At 57.2% G+C, this 15677-nt stretch carries 14 protein-coding genes; 9 read left to right on the forward strand and 5 right to left on the reverse strand.

Features of this window, described 5'->3' with window-relative positions; translation table 11 throughout:
* Positions 1 to 238: 238 nt before the first annotated feature.
* Genes GOV38_RS17045 through GOV38_RS17065 form a run of 5 tightly spaced genes read right to left on the reverse strand, consistent with a single transcriptional unit; the run spans position 239 to position 4508 of the window.
* Positions 239 to 595, reverse strand: coding sequence for a hypothetical protein (locus GOV38_RS17045; protein ID WP_217352097.1), 357 nt, complete (start codon positions 593 to 595; stop codon positions 239 to 241).
* An 11-nt stretch (positions 596 to 606) separates the two neighbouring features.
* Complete coding sequence (locus GOV38_RS17050) at positions 607 to 1752, reverse strand: CaiB/BaiF CoA-transferase family protein (RefSeq protein ID WP_171207948.1); 1146 nt, start codon at positions 1750 to 1752, stop codon at positions 607 to 609.
* A 3-nt stretch (positions 1753 to 1755) separates the two neighbouring features.
* Positions 1756 to 2922, reverse strand: a complete 1167-nt coding sequence (locus GOV38_RS17055) for a CaiB/BaiF CoA-transferase family protein (RefSeq protein ID WP_217352098.1) — start codon at positions 2920 to 2922, stop codon at positions 1756 to 1758.
* Positions 2923 to 2937: 15 nt separating this feature from the next.
* Positions 2938 to 3747 (reverse strand): IclR family transcriptional regulator, encoded by an 810-nt coding sequence (locus GOV38_RS17060; RefSeq protein ID WP_171207949.1) that lies wholly within the window; start codon positions 3745 to 3747, stop codon positions 2938 to 2940.
* Positions 3744 to 4508 (reverse strand): enoyl-CoA hydratase/isomerase family protein, encoded by a 765-nt coding sequence (locus tag GOV38_RS17065; RefSeq protein WP_171207950.1) that lies wholly within the window; start codon positions 4506 to 4508, stop codon positions 3744 to 3746. The genes GOV38_RS17060 and GOV38_RS17065 overlap by 4 nt, the downstream gene beginning before the upstream one ends.
* Positions 4509 to 4640: 132 nt before the next feature.
* On the opposite strand from GOV38_RS17065, the gene GOV38_RS17070 reads away from it, so the two are divergent.
* The 9 genes from GOV38_RS17070 to GOV38_RS17110 all read left to right on the forward strand — a co-directional run bounded on the left by GOV38_RS17070 (position 4641) and on the right by GOV38_RS17110 (position 15633).
* Positions 4641 to 5753: an extracellular solute-binding protein gene (locus GOV38_RS17070; protein WP_171207951.1), complete on the forward strand. Its 1113-nt coding sequence runs from the start codon at positions 4641 to 4643 to the stop codon at positions 5751 to 5753.
* A gap of 3 nt (positions 5754 to 5756) precedes the next feature.
* Positions 5757 to 6473, forward strand: a complete 717-nt coding sequence (locus GOV38_RS17075; RefSeq protein WP_171207952.1) for an SDR family NAD(P)-dependent oxidoreductase — start codon at positions 5757 to 5759, stop codon at positions 6471 to 6473.
* 9 nt (positions 6474 to 6482) lie between these two features.
* Positions 6483 to 7550, forward strand: a complete 1068-nt coding sequence (locus tag GOV38_RS17080) for a zinc-binding dehydrogenase (protein WP_171207953.1) — start codon at positions 6483 to 6485, stop codon at positions 7548 to 7550.
* 248 nt (positions 7551 to 7798) lie between these two features.
* On the forward strand, positions 7799 to 9415 hold the full coding sequence (locus GOV38_RS17085) for a GMC family oxidoreductase (RefSeq protein ID WP_171207954.1): 1617 nt from the start codon (positions 7799 to 7801) through the stop codon (positions 9413 to 9415).
* Between the two features lie 145 nt (positions 9416 to 9560).
* The gene (locus GOV38_RS17090; RefSeq protein WP_171133460.1) at positions 9561 to 10517 is read left to right on the forward strand and encodes an ABC transporter permease; all 957 of its coding nucleotides are present in this window, start codon (positions 9561 to 9563) and stop codon (positions 10515 to 10517) included.
* A gap of 84 nt (positions 10518 to 10601) precedes the next feature.
* Positions 10602 to 11636, forward strand: a complete 1035-nt coding sequence (locus GOV38_RS17095; RefSeq protein ID WP_171207955.1) for a sugar ABC transporter substrate-binding protein — start codon at positions 10602 to 10604, stop codon at positions 11634 to 11636.
* Between the two features lie 61 nt (positions 11637 to 11697).
* Positions 11698 to 12678: an ABC transporter permease gene (locus tag GOV38_RS17100; protein ID WP_171102073.1), complete on the forward strand. Its 981-nt coding sequence runs from the start codon at positions 11698 to 11700 to the stop codon at positions 12676 to 12678.
* Positions 12675 to 14177: a sugar ABC transporter ATP-binding protein gene (locus GOV38_RS17105; RefSeq protein ID WP_171102072.1), complete on the forward strand. Its 1503-nt coding sequence runs from the start codon at positions 12675 to 12677 to the stop codon at positions 14175 to 14177. The genes GOV38_RS17100 and GOV38_RS17105 overlap by 4 nt, the downstream gene beginning before the upstream one ends.
* A gap of 22 nt (positions 14178 to 14199) precedes the next feature.
* Positions 14200 to 15633, forward strand: coding sequence for an aldehyde dehydrogenase family protein (locus tag GOV38_RS17110; RefSeq protein WP_217352099.1), 1434 nt, complete (start codon positions 14200 to 14202; stop codon positions 15631 to 15633).
* The last annotated feature ends 44 nt before the right edge of the window (positions 15634 to 15677 follow it).

Consider the following 15677-nt stretch of genomic DNA (forward strand, 5'->3'; position numbering starts at 1 on the left):
AACCCGTCGCCGTCGCAGGCATCAGCAAAGACGACATGCGCACACAGGTCGGGGCCTGATCCTCCTCCCCGGCCGGGGTTTTCCCCGGCCTCGGGCGTGCCCCCTTTGTTACTTCCTTCGCAAAGGGGGCACGTTCTTCGGCAACGCTGCTTGTCATCAGATTCTGCGGACAAACGGTTTCGGTCGGTAGGGTCAGAGATTTGGTCTCGGCGGTGTACCACCGCTTTGGGCGCGTGAGTTACATCACGCCGAATTTCTCAAAGGCTTCGACAGTGCTCATGCCCTCTTTGATGGCAATGGCCACCTTGTTTTCGGTTGCCACTTTTTCCAGCGCCTTTTCGACCGCTTCCTGTTCCACTTCGGCAGGAATGACCAGAACGCCTTCGTCATCTGCAAAGATCAAATCGCCAGGGGCCACCACGGTTGCACCGATCTGCATCTTGACGCGATAGTCCAGAACTTTGCCGCGTACGCCCTGGTCTTGGGCAAAGCTGCCCCTTGAAAACACCGGAAATCCGCGCTCGAGTCTCAGCGTGCGGCCCGGCTCGGGATAGACAGCACGCTCGTGTCCCCACCCGAACCGCTGCGTGGCCAAAACGGCTGATCTCAGCCGAGTCCTATCTCTTTTAGCAGGGCGGCCCCATGTTCGTTGAGCAGGGGTGCCGCTTGCAAATCCGCCACCCGCGTTCCGCCAAACCGAACGGGCGATTGCATCATGCGCAGGTCCGTGCCGGACGACGTTTGAACCTGCTGGATCATGTCGGTGAAGCCGTCCGACGCCAGCGTTTCGGGCCAGTCCAGCACCCGCGCGCACCAGACGCCCTGTGGACCAAGATCCTGTTCCCATGCTTTTGCGCTGCGGGTGCGAAAGGCGCGTTGCAAGCGGGTGAATATCTCTTCTTTCCGTTGGAACAGATGGCCCGGATCGTCCTGATCCCCGCACAGATCGGGCAGGTCCATCAGCTTTGCCAAGGTTTCAATCGGTGTCATCGCCAGCGCCAGATGCCCTTCTGCGGTTTCATAGACACCGTAGGGCGCAGCCAGATAGCCATGGGCAGAGCCTTGCTTTAACCGTTGCGGCGGCCGTTCACCGTTGTTCAGATAGGTGGTGAGAAATTCAAATTGCAGGTCGAGCAGGGAGTCTAGAAGGCTGGTTTCGACCAATGCGCCTTCGCCAGTACGCGACCTATGAAACAAGGCCCCCAGCAGGCCTTGCGCCAGATTGGCTCCGGCGCTGATATCTGCAATGGGCAGGCCAACGGGAACAGGCCCTTGTTCGGCATTCCCGTTGAGCCACATGATCCCCGACCGGGCCTGCGCCAGCAGATCCTGACCCGGTAGATCGGCCCACTCTCCGCTGGGGCCATAGCCTGACACCGAGCCATAAATGATATCGGGCTTGATCTGTTGGACATCGCAATAACCAAGTCCCAAACGCTCCATGACACCGGGGCGGAAATTCTGAATAACGATGTCAGCGCGCCCGATCAGCCGCCGGGCCGCCTCAAGCCCTTGGGGCGATTTCAGGTCCAGCGCGATGCTTTCTTTCCCACGGTTGATGGAATGAAACAGGGTCGAGTCGTCTTCGATCCGGGTATCCGACAAGTAGATCTGTCGGCACAGATCGCCCTTGTCGGGGTTTTCAACCTTGATGACTCGCGCACCCATGTCGAGCAGTTTCAGCGAGGCATAGGGCCCGGCGAGAAACTGGCTGAAGTCGACAACCGTTATCCCTTTGAGCGGCGCGATCATGGATCAGCTTGTTTCAAATTCCAGCGCACCCAGCACGTCCTGTGAATCTGCCCCCAATTCGGGCGCACCTGCGGGGTTTTTCAGGGCTTTGCCATCAATCCTGATCGGACAGCGCGTTGTCTGTGCCTCTTGCCCCGACGCGGTGCGAATGGTCTGCACCGGATCAAGGGCCTTGAACCCGTCACTGGCGACAAAGCCGGGCCAGTCCAGAACCTCGGCGCACCAGATGCCAGCGGGTTCCAACAGGCCGACCCAATGCTGGGCGGGCTTTTGTTCGATGATCCCAGCAATCACCGCCTTGATCTCATTCAAACGCAAAAAGGCCTGATCCTGGCCGAACTCTGACAGCTCGGGCGCGTCAAGCAGATCGGCCACTTTCGCCAGAGGGGCCATCGCCAGCGCCATATATCCGTCTGACGTGCGATAAATACCGTAAGGAGCAGGCTGATAGGGGTTGGCGTTGCCGAATGCGTGGCGTTGCGGCTGGCGTTGGTCGTCGTTGAGGAAGCAGGTGAACTGTTCAAAGGTCATGTCGATGGCCGCCGACAACAAGTCCACCTCCACAAGCCCGCCTTTGCCGGTCGCGCCTCGGCGCACCAGACAAGCCAGAATACCCTGAACCAGATTGCCAGCGGTTGCCACATCCAGCATGGCAAAGCCGGTCGGAACGGGACCATCCTGGGCATTGCCGTTCAGCCAGGCGATGCCCGACAGCGATTGCACCAGAAGGTCTTGTCCGGGCTTGGCCACCCAGGGGCCGTCGGTCCCGTAGCCGGACACAGCCCCATAGACCATGCGCGGGTTCAGTGCCTTGACGGTGTCATAGCCCAGACCGATACGTTCCATCACGCCCGGGCGGAAATTGTGGATCATCACATCGCATTCAGTAATCAGCGCGCGGATCTTTTCCAGATCCGTGGACTGTTTCAGATCAGCGGTTACGCTTTTCTTGCCGCGATTGAAGGTATGAAACACAAGACTGTCATTGCCGACCTTCTGATCGTTCACCACCATTGACCGGCACAGATCACCGCCTTGAGGTCTTTCGATCTTGATGACCTCGGCCCCCAGATCGGCCAAGCGCAACGCGGCAACGGGACCTGCCAGAAACTGCGCAAAATCAAGCACGCGGAGCCCGTTCAGGGGGCGCATCTGCGGCGCTTCGGTCATGGGTATTCCTTTCAATTAAACAGTCAAAGCCGCCTCGAAGGGGCTGGAGCTTATCTGAAAGCCTAAGGACTTTGACAGCTCGGCCGCTGTGACACGGATTGTGGAAAGCGTCTCTGCTGCGGACGCGGTTTCCTTGGTCTGGGCAATGAAACCCGAAGTGATTGCAGCGGTGACACCCCGGCTGTCGAACACCGGTACACAGAGGTTACGAACGCCGCTGACCATCTTGCTTGGTGTATCCTCGAACCCGTCCATGCGAATACGCGCCAGGCGCTCTTTCGTTTTCTTCTGCGCTTTGGCGGGCAACCGGGCGATATAGCGCTTTTGAACATCATCTGCCGAAAAGGCCAGGATCACATGGCCTGAACTGGTCTGCTCGACCGGAAACAAGGCGCCGGTTCTGACAGCATAGCCTGCAGGCAGCGGACTTTGGACCGAAGCCAGAACAAGAATGTTCTCACGGTTCAGCACACCCAAATGGCACGATTGCATGCTGCGCGCGGAAATACGTTCCAGCATTGGCAGTGCGGCCTGGATCAGGCGTTCCGTTGGATCGTGGCGGTGGGACAGCTCAAACAGTTGGAGCGTCAGTGCATACCGGTTGGTTTCCTCGTCTTGCCGCAGATATCCACGATCAGCGAGATAGACCACGACACGGTAGATTTCGCCCATCGTACGTCCAAGCGCATCCACGATCTCATTCATCGTCAGCCCTGACGGGGAGTCGGCCAGAAGCTCCAGCACATCCAGTGCCTTTTCGACGGCCGGAACCATCGATTTTTCTTTCTTTGATGCAGTGGCTGCGATGTTGCCCGATTTTGTCATCCGCTTTCCCCTTTGTCTGAGGCGAGGAGTCTAGCCTGCTCGGCCTTTGCGAAACAGAGGGACATCAATTCATTTTCGTTGCGCAAGCCTTGTTCCGTGGTCAAATCCATTGCCCCGCGCACGGCGGCTTTGACAGCCTGAGTTGCAACGGTTGAGTGGGCGGCAATGTCCTGCGCAATCGCGCGTGCCTGGGTCAGTTCTTCTCCGGGCTCCACCAGGTACTCGACCATGCCGATCCTGTTGGCGTCTTCCGCCGAGAACCGTTGACCTGTCAGCAGGATCTTCATTGCCTGGCCATAACCACACATTCGGGTCAGATGTTGGGCTGCGCCGCCTGCTCCGTTCCAGCCCAGTTGTACTTCGGGGGCCGAAAACTGCGCTGAACGCGCAACCACGCGCAGATCACAGGCCAGAGCGATTTCAAGCCCACCGCCCAAGGCCCAGCCCTTGACTGCGGCAATGGCAGGTTTGCGCAGAGCAAGGATGGGCGGGATATAGTCGAGCCGGTTACGCCAGGCCCAGAAATCCTCATACCCTTCCAATGCCTTGATATCTGAACCGGCGCAAAACGCCTTTTCGCCAGCGCCGCGGAAAATCACCACATGCACGTCTTTGGCCTCATTCGCCTTGGTGCAGCAATCGGCCAATTGCCGGTACATTTCGGGGGTCAGCGCGTTGTGTTTCTCGGGGCGGTCCAGGACGATTTCGGCAGTGTTTTCTCGAAATTCGATTCGAACGCATCCGTTTTCGGTCTCGCTCATGGAGTCTCACTCAATTCTCTAACTCTTGGGCAAGAGCCTAGCACAACCTATTTCAAATACAAAAGTAATTTTTATACTTGCAATAACCTGCCAACTTGCGCCATGCTGTTTGCGTCAAAAGGGGCGTGGTGGATGAAGCTGAAGGGAATGACCTGGGATCACCCAAGAGGGTTCGAGCCGGTTGTGGCGGCCTCAAAGGCTTATGCCGCGCAGCAGGGTATCGAGCTGTCTTGGGGCAAGCGTTCGCTTCAGGCATTTGCGGATGCACCGATCGCGGGTCTGGCTGACACCCATGATTTCATCGTGCTTGACCACCCTCATGTTGGACAAATTGCCGAAACCGGGGCTTTGCTACCGTTGCCGGAACCCGAAGATGCAGATGCGTCTTTAGGGGGATCTGCGGAAAGCTATTTGTGGAATGGGCAATGCTGGGCTTATGCAATCGACGCGGCATGTCAGATGGCCGCGTGCCGACCGGATCTGGATGCGCCCCAGCCCGTCTATTGGGAAGACTTTCTCAGGTCTGAAGCGTCGCAGTACCGCGCGATCACCCCGCTTTTGCCTGTCGATGCGTTTGACATGTTCATGACCCTGGTCGCCGGGCGCGGGGGCGAGGTCATGCCGATCAGCCCTGATGAATTTGTTTCAGAAACCAATGGTCTCTATGCGCTTGGGATCCTGCGCGCGCTTTACAAACTGGGCCCGTCCGCGCAGACCGAAATGAACCCGATCAAGGTGCTTGAGACCCTCAGCACAACCGATGAATTCGCCGGTTCGCCCTGCCTGTTTGGTTATGTGAACTATGCGCGGCCGGGCTTCAGAGACCATAAGATTTCATATTTTGATCTACCGCTGTGCGAGGGTTACTCCCTACCTCGCGCAATCCTTGGGGGTGCTGGTATTGGAGTGTCCGCCAAGACCCAGCATCCCAACGAGGCGATTGCATTCGCGCAATGGATTACATCCGGCGCGGTGCAATCGGGTGTCTATCTTGACAACAACGGCCAGCCCGCGAACCGCCATACATGGCTGGCGCAGGCTGAAAACCCCTATCTTGCAGGGTTCTTCAAAGGCGCATTTCACACCATCGACAACGCCTGGACACGCCCGCGCGATATCTGGTTCCTGGGTTTCGTCGATGACGTCTGCGAGATCATGTCCGACTTTTTCCGCAAGGATATCCCGGCTGAGGATTTCCTGACGCAGATCAACTCTCTTTACCGTCACAATCTTCAGAAGGCTTGAATAATGTCTGTTGCTGTCATCACCGGAGGGAACAAGGGCCTGGGCCTGAGCCAATCGCGCCGTTTCCTGGAGGCGGGATACCAAGTCTATGTCGTCGCCCGCAGCCGGGCCGAGTTTGATTCTCTGGGTGACGGGGCGCATTTCATTCAATGTGACATCGCCAGCGACCGGTCGGCGGATTGGCTGGCCACGCTGCATTCCGAGGTCGGGCCCATTGCGGCGCTGGTCAACAACGCAGGGGTGCATCTGAAAAAGCCGATCTGGGATGTTGCGCCGGATGAACTGGACACGGTGCTGGATATCAACGTGCGGGCGATGTTTGCGATCTGCGGGCGTTATGTCGCGCTGCATCGCGAGGTTGGCGGCGCGATTGTCAACGTGGCGTCGATGGGCGGCATCATGGCTTTACCTTCGGCTGCGGCCTATGTGACCGCAAAGACCGCGGTGGTTGGATTGACGCGCTCGGTTGCGGTGGATGCAGCACCTTACGGCATTCGCTGCAATGCGGTCAGCCCTGGCTTTATCGACACCGACATGACCCGCGCGGTTCTGGCTCGTGATCCCGCGCGGCGCGACAAGATCGAAGGGCGCATTCCGACACATCGGTTTGGTCTGCCCGAGGATGTTGCGAACTCCATCTTCTACCTGGCGTCTGACCAGGCCGCTTATGTGAACGGCGTCAACCTGCCGGTCGACGGCGGATATGCAATCGGATTCTGAGAAAAGAGCATGACACTGATCGAAACGAAACTGACTGCCGCACGTGCCATCTCTTCTCAGGATCAGACGGTGGCATCTGAGATTCCCGATGGCCATGCGCGGTTGCGCCTTGCTGTGGGAAGCCTGTGCGGAACCGACATGCATTACTTCGCCGATTTCGCCAATGCCGGGTTCCAGCTGCGCAACTCAGTGACTTTGGGTCACGAGGCCTGCGCCTGGGTGACCGACCCCAATGGCTCGGACCTGAAGGCTGGTCAGTTGGTCGCACTGAACCCGATCATGAATTGCGGCGTTTGTGAGGCCTGCAAGCGCGGTGAGGTCAACCTGTGTACAGCCAAGAAGTTCCCAGGTTCCGCCACCACGGTCCCGCATCTTGACGGGTTTTTCCGAGAGGTGATTGATCATCCCGTGCGGTGCTGTCGTCCGGTTGCCGATCACGTCGACCCGCGCCATTTGACGTTTGCCGAACCTCTGGCCTGTGCGTTGCATTCGCTGAACAAAGGCGGGGTTTCCGCTGGTCAAAAAGTACTTGTGACGGGGTGCGGCCCAATGGGCCTTTTGGCGATTGCCGGTGCAGCGGCGCGCGGCGCCGAGGTGACGGCGCTGGATCTTCGGCCAAAGGCGGTTGTTGTGGCGCTGCGCGCGGGGGCTAAGACAGGTTTGGTTGTGGGCGAGTTCGATCCCGCGGACCTGACCAAGCAGTTCGACGTTGTGATTGAGGCCAGCGGCGCGCTGCCCGCTTTCAACACCGCGCTGGATGCGGCCCGGCAGAAGGGGCGGGTCTCGATCCTAAGCAATGTCCAGCTGCGCGCGGCCGAAGTGACGTTGAACCTGATCATGTTGAAAGAGCTCGAAGTGGTTGGCTCGTTTCAGTTCAACTCGGAATTCGAGCAGGCAGTGCAGTTGATCGAAGCCGGGTCGATTGATTTCGACGTGCTGACGGCGGGTTCTTTTCCATTGGAAGAGACGGCTAAGGCTTTGGAGCTGATGACCAGCGGTAAGGCCTACGGAAAGATCATCATCCTCGGTCAAGTGAACAAAGATCCCGGCGGGGCGACACAAACGCACCGGCCATGATGCTGGGGGAGCGGTGTGAGGACAAGGTCATAGGAATTTGTGAGGGCGGTTTCAGGAGTTGGTTAAGATTTAGTACGACGATAAAGTGGATCTTGAAAGCTATCTTGACAAAATGGGCAAGTTTCGGTCCTCTTTGAATAGTTTGGTCGTACCAAACATGAGAATGTAGAGTTGAGGGCATCAAGTGCCTGAACTGAGCGCACCCGCCCGGAGGAGGTCCGGGAGGAGGCAGCGTAAGGGGGAATAATATGGCAGAAACATTTGACCATATCGTCGTAGGAGGTGGATCGGCCGGATGTGTAGCCACGTCGCGCCTGGTTGAAAACGGCGCAAAAGTGCTGCTTCTCGAAGGGGGCCACCATCATCGCCACCCTCTGTTGGACATGCCGCCGGGTGTGTTCAAGCTGCTGAAAAACGACTCGAAGTTTTTCAAGAACCATATGTCGGTCCCGCAGCCGCATCTGAACGGGCGACAGTCGAAAATTCCGCAGGGCAATGTGCTGGGTGGTGGCTCGACCGTGAATGGTCAGGCCTATGTGCGCGGTCGGCCGAGTGATTACATCGAATGGAATGAGATACTGCGGGGCAATAACGACGCGGTAAGCTGGGATTGGGAAGACGTCCTGCCGCATTTCAAGCGGCTGGAAGGCAACAAGAAGTTTAACGACGATCTACACGGTTGTGACGGCAAGCTGGTGGTCTCGGACCCGGGCTATATCGACGACATGGCCCGTTGGTTTGTGCAGGCCATTCAGGCACAGGGCGAGCCGTTCAACCCCGATTTCAACGGGAAAACCCAACGTGGGGTTGGGTATTTCCAGTTCACCTATAATCAGGGTCAGCGGATCTCGGCGGCCTATGCCTTTATTGATCCGCTGAAGAACGACCCAAATCTCGACATCCGGTTGGAATCCCAGGTTCAACGTATTCTGATCGAAGGCAAGCGTGCGGTTGGTGTTGTCTACAAAGACAAATCCGGTGTCGAACACGAGGTCAGAACTGACGGCGAGGTTTTGTTGACCGCCGGTGCCCTTGTGACACCGAAGCTGCTGATGCTTTCTGGTCTGGGGCCAGCCGCGCATCTTCAAACCCACGGGATCGCGGTTGAAGAGGATCTGCCCGGTGTGGGCCAGAACCTCAAGGATCACCCGGATGTCTCGGTCGTCGCGCGCGCCAATGGGCCTTATGGCTATTGGGGTCAGGATCGTGGTTGGAACATGATCCGCAACGGGCTTGAATTCAAACTGTTCGGGCGCGGCAGGATCACCACTACCGGCTTGGAAGCGGCGTGTTTCCTGAACCCGACCGACCCCGAGGCGCCGCCGACCCATGAGGCCTATTGCATCCCGGTGATGTATCTGAACGACGAGCAGTTGAAAGACATCAAAGAGGATTACGGCGTTTCCATTCAGATGGTTCTGCTCAAGCCGCATTCGACCGGGGATGTTCAACTGGCCTCGGCTAATCCGGCGGATATGCCGCTGGTCAATCCGAACTTCCTGCAGGATCAGCGGGATATGGACGAAATGATCAAGGGGTTGCGGTATTTCCGGCAGACGATGGAGACCGAGCCCTTGGCCAGCAAGATCGACAAGGTTGTTGCGCCTTTGGATATGTCCGACAGCGGTCTGGCCGAGCATTGCAGGAAGGTCGTCAAAACCAACTTCCACCCGGCAGGCACAGCAAAGATGGGCGCCGATGGCGACAAGATGGCTGTACTTGATGCGCGGATGCGGGTTCGGGGCATTCAGGGTCTGCGGGTCTGTGACATGTCAGCTGTGCCCGAGATCCCTGCAGGCAACACAAACGCACCGGCCATGATGCTGGGCGACCGGTGTGCAGACATGGTTCTGGGGGTTTTGTGATGACGGTTTTGGGAGTCAACCAAAATTTTTTGTACGACAATAAGGTAAGCCTAGAAAGTCTTCTTGACAATACAAGTAAATTTGGGTCCTCTCAGAATAAGTTTGGTCGTACCAAAAAGTGCAAATGGAGGATTGGGGGGATCAAATGCCTGACCTAGGACGGCTTCTGCGAGAAAAGAACATCATCTTTGTGACTCTGGCTTTGTGCTTGTTGTTCTTTCTGATCAGCCCGCGCTTTATGAGCGTAGAAAACATGTCGGCGATCTCGCGCCAGATTGTCCCCATCGGCCTGATCGCTTTGGGTCAGTTCTTTGTCGTTGTTTCAGGCAATATTGATCTTTCGATGGGCATGGGCTCGGTCCTTTTTGCGATTCTTTTGGGCGTTTGTTTTGGCCTGACGGGTGGTGTCGCCGTCGGCATCGTGGCCGTTATCGTGGCGTCGTTGGCGCTTGGCTTTTTGAATGGCGTCTTGGTGGCAAAGCTCAAACTTCCGGCTTTTATCGTCACGCTCTCAATGCTGTTCATGGCACAGGGGCTTTCGGGTCTGATCATCCCTCGCGGGCAGCAGATCTTTTTGATGGGTGGGTTCTTTCGCTTTGTCGGATCCGAGAAATTCATGGGCTTTTACTGGTCCTTCCTGTTTCTCGTCGTGCTCTTTGTGCTGGCCTACATCGTCTATAATCACACGCGTTGGGGGTCCTACGTTGTCGCCATCGGCAACAGCGAAGAGAACGCCAAGCTGGCCGGTATCAATGTCGACCGGGTCAAGATCGGGATCTTCATGTTCTCGGGTCTGTGCAGTGGCTTTGCCGGAATCATGTTGTCGACCCGCATGGGGTTTGTGCAGCCCGGCTTGGACGGAAACGGGCTGCTGCTGGACGGTATCGCGGCCATTATCATCGGTGGAACATTGATCCTGGGCGGGCGCGGCACCATCGGTGGTGCGTTCTGGGGGCTCTTGTTCATCGGTGTCATCAACAACGCATTGAATTTGCTGAATGTCGAAGACGTTTGGCACCAGGTCTTCAAAGGCGCGGTCATTCTGGCAGCGCTGGGTGCGAACTGGGTGCTGTGGCAATCCCGCCAGGCCGAGGCGCACTGAAGAAGGAAGGCAAACTGTAAATCAGAAACCAACAGTCCGGGTCAACCGGATCACTAATCGGATTAATACGGAGGAAATAATCCAATGAAATTATCCAAAACCTTGGCGGCAACCACCGCCCTTGTTTCAGCCTTTGCCGCAAGTGCAGCATTGGCAGATGACACCCTGGACATTGTGTTCATCAATGATGGCCATGTCGCTCCTTACCACGTGGCGTGGCTGTCGGGCTTTGAAGACGCGATTGCAGCCTATGACGAGGCGTTCGACGATGTGAAGGTCACCGGGCGCTGGCTGTCTGCCGAAGGTTCGCTGGAAAAGATGATCCAGCAGGCTGAGGTTACGATCAACGAAAAGCCTGACATCATGTTCGTGAACGCGATCAACGTGGATGCGTTCGAGCCCTTGGTGGCCAAGGCTCAGGCCGAGGGTATCACCTGGATTGCCGTTCACTCGCCGATGGACAGCGCTGACTACAGCTTCACACTGGGTGATGTGGTCAACGGAACCAATCAAGGCATGGCCATGTGCGCCCTGTCGGGTGGTGAGCCCTATAAGGTCGGCATCATGCTGGGTCAGGCCGGTAACCCGTCGGGTGAAGCGCGCCGTGAAGGGATCCTGAAAGGTATCTCGACTTGTGACAATGTCGAAGTTGTGGCCGAACAGCCCGCCGACTGGGACACTGTCAAGGCACAATCCATTGCCGAAAACTGGCTGACCCAGTTCCCTGACCTGGACGCGATTTCCGGTGTGACCGATGGTTATATGTATCCGTCGATCGCAATCGCAGCGAACAGCGGTCGCGACGATCTGCACTTCTATGGCTATGATGGCGACATTCCGATCATGCAGCAGATGGAAGGCGGAAACGTCAAAGCTGACATTCTGCTGTCGGGTACGCGTGAAGGCTGGAACTTTGTGCAGATGGCTTATCGCATTCACAAAGGCGAGACGCCGGACAAAGTCTATGACTTCTTCACGCCGCTGGTTCTGAGCGAAGAGAACCACAAGATCGCGCTGGAGAACGGCTTCCCCGAAGATGTTCAGGTTTACTATGTCGACCAGGCGCTGGAAGTCGCGCAGAACGGGTACCTGGAATTTGGTCCTGACAGCGTGAAGTAAACGCTGCTTGCGTCGGCATCCTACAGGGTGCCGACGTGTCTCCGATTGGGAAATAAAAAAGATGACAAGTACAGCTATGGCTTCATCGGCACAAAACACCAAAAAGCTCGATGGTTTGACCCTTCGGTATCTGGTCCTGATCGGTTTGATCGTTATTGCTTCGGTCGGGTTCAGTTTCGCCAACGAGAACTTCTATTCCCTGACCAATATCGGCATCCTTCTGCGATCAATCGCGGTGCTCTTTCTGCTGTCAATGGGGATGACCTTTGTCATGTTGACCGGAGGCATTGATCTGAGCGTCGGATCGAACGTGGCCTTTTCCGGTGGTGTCGGGGTCATTGCACTGACGACAACCGGAAGCGCGTTCATTGGCTTTGCCGCTGCCATCTTTGCTGGCATGGCCATCGGAGCTGTAAACGGCTTTTTCATCGGGCGGTTGAAGCTGTCGGCCTTTATGGTGACGCTTGCCACCTTTGCGTTGGCCCGTGGCTTGGCTTTGGTGATTTACGATGCAGATTCGATCAATGTATCGAACCAGACTTTCTTGTGGCTGGGCGGTGTGAGCTGGGGCAACATGCCTGTGGTGATCCCGTTTGTCGCGCTGGTGTTCATCGCGCTGTCGATTGTGCTCTACAAAACCACCTTTGGCCGCGACGTCTATGCGGCGGGATCGAATTTTGCCACGGCCTTTGTGCTGGGACGTCGGCCTGAAAAAACACTTGTGTGGGTCTATGTTCTGTCCGGTGCGTTAGCTGGGCTGTCGGCCATCATCACGGTTGGGCGCGTCTCATCAGGGCAGCCCTGGGCCGGTCTCTATCTGGAATTTGACGCAATCACTGCGGTGATCCTTGGGGGCACGTCGCTGTTTGGCGGGCGAGGGATGCTGCTGGGAACAATCCTTGGTGTGCTGCTTTATGGCATCATCATCAACGGCCTCGTTCTGACCGGAACCAACCCGTACCTGCAAAGCCTGATCAAGGGCATGATCTTGTTGGGCGTCGTTCTGCTGGATACCTATACGCAGCGGGGGAAAACCGCATGAGCAACCGCATCGATATGAAGGGCATTGGCAAAAGCTTTTTTGCCACCCGCGCGCTGGACAATGTCGATTTTTCCTGTGTGTCCGGTGAGGTTCACGCTCTTGTCGGCCTGAATGGTGCGGGCAAGTCGACCTTGATGAAAGTGCTGGGCGGCGTCTATCAAAAAGACGAAGGAGTTATCGAACATAACGGCAAGCCCATCGAGATCACCGCGCCTGCCGATGCGGCCAAGGCCGGGATTTCCATGATCCACCAAGAGCTGTCTTTGATCAACGAGTTGACGGTGGCCGGGAATATTTTTCTGGGGCGCGAGCTGAAGCGAGGCGGAACCCCGTTCCTGGACAAGCGCGAGATGGCGCGTCAGGTCAAAATGCAGCTGGATCGTTTTGGATTGTCATTGGATCCCAACAAACCTGTGCGCGAGTTGAACTCGGGCGAGAAACAGATTGTCGAGATCATTCGGGCGCTGATGTCCGACAGTTGGCTGATTGTCATGGACGAACCCACTTCGGCCCTATCCGAAGAAGACAAGGATCGTCTGTTCGAATTCATCGCCCGGATGAAGGCCGAAGGCATCGCGATCATCTATATCTCGCATCACATGCCCGAGATCTTTTCAATCGCCGAGCAGGTCACCGTTATGCGGGACGGTGTAATCGTGCTGTCCGAGCGCACCTCGGACACAACCGAAGACGCCGTTATCCAGTCGATGACCGGCGAAGAGCTTGAGCATTTCGTCAAACCGCACAAAGAGATCGAGGGTGACCCTCTCTTGTCGGTGCAGGACCTGTGCAAAGCGGGCACCTATGATCAGGTGTCGCTTGAGGTTCGCCCCGGTGAGATCGTTGTAATGACCGGCCTGCGCGGCTGCGGTGCGCCTGAACTGGCCAAGGCCATTTTTGGCCTCGACGGCGACTATCAAGGCACGGTTCACTACAAAGGCCGCCCTCTCAAACCTGGCCGCGGGCCCTCGGTTTCAGTGCGCGACGGGATGGGGCTTGTTACCGAAAACCGGGACAAGAACGGTATTTTGCCGCCTCTGTCCGTCCGAGATAACATCGCCTTGCCGTTCCTTGAAAAGTCCGTGCGCGCCGGGCTGATCGACGGGGGCTATATCGACAAGGTGGTCGACAAAGCCATCCGGGATACATCGACCAAAACCTCGTCACCGGATCAGGAAATCCGGTTTCTGTCGGGCGGCAACAAGCAGAAAATCTGTTTCTCGCGCTGGCTGGACGAAGACCTTGAACTGTTGATCCTGCTTGAGCCCACGCGGGGCATCGATGTCCATGCCAAGGCCGATATTTATCGGATCATCGAAGACCTGGCCGAACGTGGCGTGGGGATCTTGATCCTATCCTATGAGATTGACGAAGTCATCATGTTGGCTGACCGGGTTTTGACCTTGTACCAAGGGCAAAGCGTTTCGGAATACGTGTACCCGAATTTCGAGAAAGATCAGATGCTTGCAGACATGGCAGGCGCGGGTCAGCCGCATTAATCGATTAAAGGAGAGAACACCTGTGTTCTACAAATGCTTCATTGACAATGAGTGGGTCGAAGCCAGCAACGGTGCCAGGATGGAGGTGCGCAATCCGGCAACCGGAGAGGTTTGGGCCGAAGTTCCCGCCTGTACCCAGGCCGAGGTCGACCGGGCGATAGAAAGCTCGGCGCGGGCACAGAAGGATTGGGCGCTGTTGCCACCTATTGAACGCGCCGGTTACATCTACAAGATCGCTGAAGGGATCGAGCGCGAACGCGCGCTGCTGGAGGAATTGCTGGTCAAAGAGCAGGGCAAAACCCTTGCAGAAGCGGCCGGTGAGGTAACTGATACCATCCGCTATATGACCTATTCCGCCGAGGCGGCGCGGCGTCTGCGCGGGGATATCTTCCCGTCTGATAGTCCGCGTGAACAGCTGTTCATCTACAAGGTGCCCTTTGGTGTGACGCTGGGCCTGTGTGCCTATAACTATCCACTTGCCCTGATTGGTCGCAAAGCCGGGCCTGCGCTGGTGACGGGCAACACGATGATCCTTAAACCGCATGAGGCGACGCCCGTTACCGCGTCAGTGTTCTGCCGCATTGTCGAAGAGGCCGGTCTGCCCCCAGGCGTCATCAACATGGTGACGGGCACGGGTGCCGAAGTTGGCGCGCCGCTGGTCGAAAGCCCGACCGTTCGCCTGATCACCCTGACCGGTTCGATCCGCGCGGGTCAGGCGGTGGCGCAGGCCTCGGCCAAGAATATCACCGCCCTGTCGCTGGAGTTGGGGGGCAGCGCGCCCTTTATCGTTCTGAAAGATGCCGATCTTGATGCCGCCGCCGAAGCCTGCGCGATTGCGCGATTTGCCAATGCCGGGCAGGTCTGCATCTGCTCGGAATCGGTGCTGGTCGAAGAGGCGGTAGCCGACGCGTTCACGGAGAAATTGCTGGCGCATGTGGCCAAGATCAAGGTCGGTGACCCGATGACCAACGGCGGCATGGGGCCGATCACGACCCCCGGCGCGTTGGAGCGGGTCGAACGGATCGTGGCGGATTCGGTGGCCGGTGGGGCTGCGATTGCAACCGGAGGGAAACGGCCCGAAGGTACTGAATATGCGGCAGGCAACTGGTACGAACCTACCGTCTTGGTCAACGCATCCGCCGACACAGCCGCAGTGCGCGAAGAGATCTTTGGCCCGGTCTTGCCTGTCGTTCGGGTGGCTGACTATGAAGAGGCGCTGTCGATTGCGAATGACCGCCCGGATGGGCTGTCCGCCTATCTGTGGACGCAAAACCCTTCGGTCTATATGGACGCCATCCAGCGTCTTGAAACCGGAACCATCTTTCTGAATTCCGGCATCATTGGATATATTCAAGGCTACCACAATGGCCACAAGCTGAGCGGTGTGGGCGGTGAAGACGGTGTCTACGGCATCGAAGGCTATCTGCAAAAGCGGACAGTGTATCAGAAATTCTGATCACATATTGCGGCGGGCACAGTTGAAAAAACACTGTGCCCGTC

Origin of the sequence: Ruegeria sp. HKCCA5839, assembly GCF_013035585.1 — a bacterium.
Lineage (GTDB): Bacteria > Pseudomonadota > Alphaproteobacteria > Rhodobacterales > Rhodobacteraceae > Ruegeria.

Bases quoted from the DNA above. Each gene is read 5' to 3' on its own strand.
- GOV38_RS17050 (WP_171207948.1), bottom strand. From the start codon at position 1,752: ATGATCGCGCCGCTCAAAGGGATAACGGTTGTCGACTTCAGCCAGTTT.
- GOV38_RS17055 (WP_217352098.1), bottom strand. From the start codon at position 2,922: ATGACCGAAGCGCCGCAGATGCGCCCCCTGAACGGGCTCCGCGTGCTT.
- GOV38_RS17060 (WP_171207949.1), bottom strand. From the start codon at position 3,747: ATGACAAAATCGGGCAACATCGCAGCCACTGCATCAAAGAAAGAAAAA.
- GOV38_RS17065 (WP_171207950.1), bottom strand. From the start codon at position 4,508: ATGAGCGAGACCGAAAACGGATGCGTTCGAATCGAATTTCGAGAAAAC.
- GOV38_RS17070 (WP_171207951.1), top strand. From the start codon at position 4,641: ATGAAGCTGAAGGGAATGACCTGGGATCACCCAAGAGGGTTCGAGCCG.
- GOV38_RS17075 (WP_171207952.1), top strand. From the start codon at position 5,757: ATGTCTGTTGCTGTCATCACCGGAGGGAACAAGGGCCTGGGCCTGAGC.
- GOV38_RS17080 (WP_171207953.1), top strand. From the start codon at position 6,483: ATGACACTGATCGAAACGAAACTGACTGCCGCACGTGCCATCTCTTCT.
- GOV38_RS17085 (WP_171207954.1), top strand. From the start codon at position 7,799: ATGGCAGAAACATTTGACCATATCGTCGTAGGAGGTGGATCGGCCGGA.
- GOV38_RS17090 (WP_171133460.1), top strand. From the start codon at position 9,561: ATGCCTGACCTAGGACGGCTTCTGCGAGAAAAGAACATCATCTTTGTG.
- GOV38_RS17095 (WP_171207955.1), top strand. From the start codon at position 10,602: ATGAAATTATCCAAAACCTTGGCGGCAACCACCGCCCTTGTTTCAGCC.
- GOV38_RS17100 (WP_171102073.1), top strand. From the start codon at position 11,698: ATGACAAGTACAGCTATGGCTTCATCGGCACAAAACACCAAAAAGCTC.
- GOV38_RS17105 (WP_171102072.1), top strand. From the start codon at position 12,675: ATGAGCAACCGCATCGATATGAAGGGCATTGGCAAAAGCTTTTTTGCC.